Annotated in this window: 5 protein-coding genes; 1 reads left to right on the plus strand and 4 read right to left on the minus strand. The window is 62.8% G+C overall.

Features of this window, described 5'->3' with window-relative positions:
* Positions 1–1,092 (plus strand): ATP-binding cassette domain-containing protein (locus ACEW8Q_RS04380; RefSeq protein WP_373502836.1); only part of this gene is annotated, 1,092 nt, incomplete at its 5' end.
* Between the two features lie 9 nt (positions 1,093–1,101).
* Here the strand turns inward: ACEW8Q_RS04380 and ACEW8Q_RS04385 are convergent.
* The 4 genes from ACEW8Q_RS04385 to ACEW8Q_RS04400 all read right to left on the minus strand — a co-directional run bounded on the left by ACEW8Q_RS04385 (position 1,102) and on the right by ACEW8Q_RS04400 (position 5,061).
* A complete protein-coding gene (locus ACEW8Q_RS04385; protein WP_373502840.1) occupies positions 1,102–1,953 on the minus strand; it encodes a sulfotransferase domain-containing protein in 852 nt (283 codons plus the stop codon).
* 129 nt (positions 1,954–2,082) lie between these two features.
* Complete coding sequence (locus tag ACEW8Q_RS04390; protein WP_373502837.1) at positions 2,083–2,910, minus strand: serine protease; 828 nt, start codon at positions 2,908–2,910, stop codon at positions 2,083–2,085.
* 49 nt (positions 2,911–2,959) lie between these two features.
* On the minus strand, positions 2,960–3,994 hold the full coding sequence (locus tag ACEW8Q_RS04395) for a peptidoglycan -binding protein (RefSeq protein ID WP_373502838.1): 1,035 nt from the start codon (positions 3,992–3,994) through the stop codon (positions 2,960–2,962).
* Complete coding sequence (locus ACEW8Q_RS04400) at positions 3,994–5,061, minus strand: flagellar motor protein MotA (protein ID WP_373502839.1); 1,068 nt, start codon at positions 5,059–5,061, stop codon at positions 3,994–3,996. The genes ACEW8Q_RS04395 and ACEW8Q_RS04400 overlap by 1 nt, the downstream gene beginning before the upstream one ends.
* Positions 5,062–5,323 lie beyond the last annotated feature (262 nt).

The raw sequence follows: 5,323 nt of genomic DNA on the forward strand, positions 1-5,323 counted from the left end.
GCGCGGCGGGAGTTCTCGGCAGCAACGGCAACAGCCTTCGGCGCAGCCGCCCGCCGCACCTTTGCGCGGGCCGTGCTGACCGCCGCCATCATTGGCGTGGCCGCGGGCTCGATCGTCATGCTGCTCTGGTACGGCGCCAGCGAAGTGATTTCCGGAGGAATGTCGGCTGGCACGCTCAGTCAGTTCCTGATCTATGCCATCCTGGCCGCAAGCTCTCTTGGGCAATTGTCGGAAGTCTGGGGCGAGGTGCAGCTCGCTGCCGGCGCTGCCGAACGCATCTCGGAACTTCTCGACGAGAAGCCGGAGATCGCGGCACCTGACCAGCCCCTCCCGCTGCCATTGCCGCCCAAGGGCCAGATCGCGCTCGACCGCGTCAGCTTCGCTTATCCCACCCGGCCGGGAACCCTCGCCCTCGACGGTGTGTCCTTCGCCGTCAAGACCGGTGAAACCGTGGCCATCGTCGGCCCGTCAGGTGCGGGCAAGACCACCATCTTCGCACTGGCCCAGCGCTTTTTCGATCCGCAGCTTGGCACCGTCGCGGTCGATGGCGTGGACGTTCGCAAGGCCGATCCGCAGGCGGTGCGTGAACGGATCGCCGTCGTGCCGCAGGAGACGATCATCTTCTCCGGAACGATCCTCGACAATATCCGCTTCGGAAAGCCCGAGGCCTCGACGGAGGAGGTGCTGGCCGCGGCCCGCGCCGCGCGAGTCGACGAGTTCGCCGAGCGCCTGCCCAACGGCTACGACACCGAAGTCGGCGAACGCGGTGTGACGCTGTCGGGCGGACAGCGCCAGCGGATTGCCATTGCCCGCGCCATTCTCCGCGATGCGCCGATCCTGCTGCTCGACGAGGCAACGAGCGCGCTCGACGCCGAGAGCGAAGCCTTCATCCAACAGGCAATCGAGAAGCTCACCGCCAATCGCACGACGCTGGTCATCGCCCACCGGCTCGCAACCGTGCGCAACGCCGACCGCATTCTCGTTCTTGAGAATGGCAAGCTGGTGGCCGAGGGCAAGCACGCCGAACTCATCAACACCAGCCCGCTCTATGCCAGGCTGTCGAAACTGCAGTTCACCGCCCCTGCGAACTGAACCGGCTGATTACGCCGCGAGGCCGACGCGCGCGGGATAGAGCCCTTGTTGCATGGGTTCGGCATAGTTCGGGTCGAACCAGTCCGACAGATCGAGCCCGGAGAGCAGCGCCGTGTCCTCCATGTCGTTCCGGTAGATCGCATCGAGATCTGCCCGTTCATCCGCCGACATCGGCGCCAGGTCAGCGGGCTTCAGGGGAATGACATATTCCTTCTGCACGCTCCCGAATCCCCGCGCGTCGATTCCGAGGAAACCGGCAACCCGGGCGAAACTCTGTGCCGGATCGCGCCACAGGTCGTCGGTTCGCAGGAACAGCACGTTGCGCAAAGGAAAGTACCGGAGGATTCGCGCGATCTGCACGGAATAGAACCCGCGCTCGACATACGAGAACACCCGGTGCACGCCGTTTGGCTCTGCCTTGATCCGCAACCGGCCCACGTCGGCGATGGCGAGCCGGAACGGAAAGTCTTCCTTGCCGCGCACAACTTCCATCTTCCAGTGCGAATGGGCACGGCAGGCCGGGTGGCGCAGCAGAACAACGATCTTTGCTTCGCGGTTATAGGCCCGCAGCCGCTCCAGCGATTGTGGCCAGTACATGTAGATGGGCGTCGACTCCCCGCGCAAGACACCGGGGCGGTTCCAGTCGTAGCAAGCGTTCAGCGCCGTATAGTCGGGCGATCGCCAGTCCACCTTCTCGTTGTCGAAGAAATGAAGCTCCTTCTTGCGCCCCATCTCAACCTCCGGATGAGACCGGAGAAATGTATCAAGTGCCGTGGTGCCGGCCTTCTGCGCGCCAACCACGAAAAAATCCAGCCGTCCGTTCAAGATCGCCCCGCTACGAGGCCACGAAACCGCCTGCACCAAGCAGGCGAATCAGCTTCGCGACATTCCCCGGCACGTTTCTATGACGTGGTTAATGATTCGTTAACCTTAGGGAACGATTGCAGTAGGAAAATATGTTATCCACAGTGCTGCCCGCCGCCACTCTCCTCAACAGTCTTCGTCCAGCGTGAGGTCCTGCCAATTGCTCAGGGGACTGACGAAATTTGCCAGGTGGCTGCCTGAACCGGTGAGCACGCCGGTGATCTTCATGCCGTCTCCGGTCCTGATGAGGATGGGTCCACCCGAATTGCCCAGGTGGGCATCGCAGGTGGTTGCCACCAATGTGTCGATGATGATCGACACTTCGCAGCCCTCATGCAGCGAGAGGATGTGGCGGCGGTCGGCGGAGTACCCCGCATGCGTGATCGCCGTTCCAGCCTGAAGCGGTGCTCCGCCTGCGACGGCAAACGGCGTTATGCCCTTGATCGGCTCGTTCAGGACGATGACCGCGAGATCCTGCTTGAAGGCCTCGAGAGGGACATATTGCTCTGACAAGTCCGGGTTCGGCTTTGCAGGTCCGATGAACGTGTAGCCCTTCGGAAACTTCAGGCATCTGGCCGTGGAATGACCGGCGTTGCGGTCACGATGCACGCCCGCGGTGAAATGAACGCGGTCGAGATTATAGGGCACGCCGCGGGCCATATCGATCACGCAATGGGCAGCCGTCAGAACCACGCGCGGCGAAACCAGCGTTCCGGTGCACGACCCGCGCTGGCGGTAGCCACCGACATTGACCTGCCCGATCGCCTGCCAGCGAAGGTCGCCATCCTTGACCGGAACCCGGTCATCCTTTCCGATGATGCCCGGAAGGGTTTCGTCCTGCGCAATGGCAGAACCGCTGCCATGAGAACCCGGAAGCAGGCTGCAACAGGCCGCGAGAGCCGAGCAGGCCAATCGCGGCCCCATGCCGGCCCGGCCTCGCTTCGTCGCCGTCAAATCTGAACATCCCCCTTGATGTGCCTGGGTTGAACGGATGTGAGCGTTTCTATCGCTCGGTGAGCTTGAGCTCGATGCGGCGGTTGCGGGACTTTGCTTCCTCGGTCGAGCCGGGATCGATGGGCTGGAACTCGCCGAAGCCCGCCGCCACCAGATGCTGCGGCTGCACCCCATTGGCGATCATGAAGTTGACGACGGCGATGGCGCGGGCCGAGGACAGTTCCCAGTTCGACTTGAAAGCCGCGGACGTGATCGGATCGGAATCCGTGTGCCCATCGACACGCAGCACCCAGGCGATGTCAGATGGAATTTCGCGCTCAAGCTGTTTCAGGGCATCCGCCAGTTTCAGCATCTCCGCTTCGCCCTCGGGGTTCAGCGCCGCCTGGCCCTTCTCGAACAGCACCTCGGCCTGGAACACGAAGCGGTCGCCCACCACGAGAATGTCCGAGCGCTGCGACAGGATCTGCCTGAGCCTGCCGAAGAACTCCGAGCGATACCGCGTCAACTCCTGTACGCGCTGCGCAAGGGCCGAATTCAAGCGCTTGCCGAGATCGGCGATCTGAGCCTCCGAAGAGCGGTTCTTGGTCTCCGCATCGGTCAGGAGAGAGTTCAGTGTCTGCAACTGGCGGCGCATGGCGGCGATCTGCTGGTTCAGCAGTTCGACCTTGGCCAGCGCCTGGGAGGAGATCACCTTCTCCTTGTCGAGCGACGTCTGCAATCCGGTGATGGTGATCCCTGCCGAACTCCCCTTGGCATTCTCGCTGGCGAGCATGGCGGACAGATCGTCTTTCTGGGCTTTCACGGCAGAGAAATCGTCCTGAAGCGCCAGCAGTGACGATTCGACATCCTGCTTGGCCGCCGTTTCGAGCGCCAGCAACTGGGTCAGTTCGGCGATCTGCGAGCGCAATTGCCCAAGTGCCGAATCCTGGCCGGAGATCTGCCTTGCCAGAAGGAACTGCGCGACCATGAAAACCGAAAGCAGGAAGGTGATGACGAGAAGAAGCTGCGCCATGGCATCGACAAAGCCCGGCCAATAAGCCTCGTCGCTCCGGCCGCGTCCGCGCCGTGACAGCGATCCCGCCATTACGAGCGCTCGTCCTCGGTGCGGGCACGCGCCACGCCACGCGCCAGCGGGCCGGTGGCCCGCATCAGGAGGCGCTGGATTTCATTCTGCTGGGTCTGCTGGCCCTGCGCCCACTGGCGGACGGTCTTCTGCTCCTCGCGCATTTGCGTCACGAGGCTTGCCACGGCGTCGGCGAGCTGTTCGATCGAGTCCGCGTGTGCAGGATTGAGCGGGGAACCCGAACCAGCCGCAGGCCTGGGATTCTCGATGGCGAAGGTGAGCTTCTCGACGGCGCGCTGCAGCGACTGGACTTCGGCGCGGAGCAATTGCGGGGCAATGCCCTGCTGCTGCGGGACGGATTGCCCCTCGCCGGCGGCGATATCGGTCATCGAGGAGAGCCAGTCTTCGAGATCGGTATAGAAACGGTTCTGCGCCTGCGACGCCTTGAGATCGAGGAAACCCAGGATGAGCGATCCGGCAAGGCCGAAGAGCGAGGACGAGAAGGACAGCCCCATGCCCTTTAGCGGAGCCTGCAGGCCTTGCTTCAGCTGGTCGAAGAGCGTTGCCGACTGTGAGGAGTTGACATCGAGGCCATCGATGGCGCCGCCGATCGACTGCACGGTCTCCAGCAGGCCCCAAAACGTGCCCAGCAGGCCAAGGAAGATCAGAAGCCCCACGAGATAGCGCGCCATGTCACGTGATTCATCAAGGCGGGAGGCCAGCGAATCGAGCAACGAACGCAGGGAGAGCGGAGAAAGCACCGTGTCCTGCCGGTTCTTCAGCAGCATCGCCATGGGCGCCAGAAGCTGCGGCGGCCGGCCGGTGTCACCACCCTTTTCCGAAGCGCGGAAGCGGTTGACCCAATTCACCTCGCGGAACAGCCGTCCCACCATCCGATAGGTGTGCAGCATTCCGAGGACCAGGGTTGCGATGATGACACCATTCAGCACCGGATTCGCCATGAAGGCATTCTGCAGCCCAGGCAGGATGACTGCGACGAGTATGCCCACCATCATGGTGAAGACAACCATGTGGACGAGGTAGACCCGGGGCGGGTCGAGTCGTTGAGATGCTGCCGATTCAGCCATGCCGATGCCTGTCGCCTTTCGCGAGAACTCGCTTCTTCACGGCAAATCTAGACGATTGCGTGGCGGAACGGGAGTGGCTTGTGCGATCCGGGCCTGGGACACCAAAATGCAGCTCGTGTGTCAAACGCCAAAGCCCGCCGTTTCATTTCTGGAACGGCGGGCTTTGCATGAGAGTCGTGATGAAGGTTTGTTTTCCGTTGCTTGCCTTGACCAGGAAGCCTGACGGCTCTTGGGGGCAAGCTTCTCTGTCTTTCGCAGGCCT

The sequence above is a fragment of the Aestuariivirga sp. genome, from assembly GCF_041738905.1.
GTDB lineage: Bacteria > Pseudomonadota > Alphaproteobacteria > Rhizobiales > Aestuariivirgaceae > Aestuariivirga.

What these genes read in the sequence shown, in the direction of transcription:
- ACEW8Q_RS04395 (WP_373502838.1), bottom strand. Translation starts at nt 3,994, where the DNA reads ATGGCGGGATCGCTGTCACGGCGCGGACGCGGCCGGAGCGACGAGGCT.
- ACEW8Q_RS04400 (WP_373502839.1), bottom strand. Translation starts at nt 5,061, where the DNA reads ATGGCTGAATCGGCAGCATCTCAACGACTCGACCCGCCCCGGGTCTAC.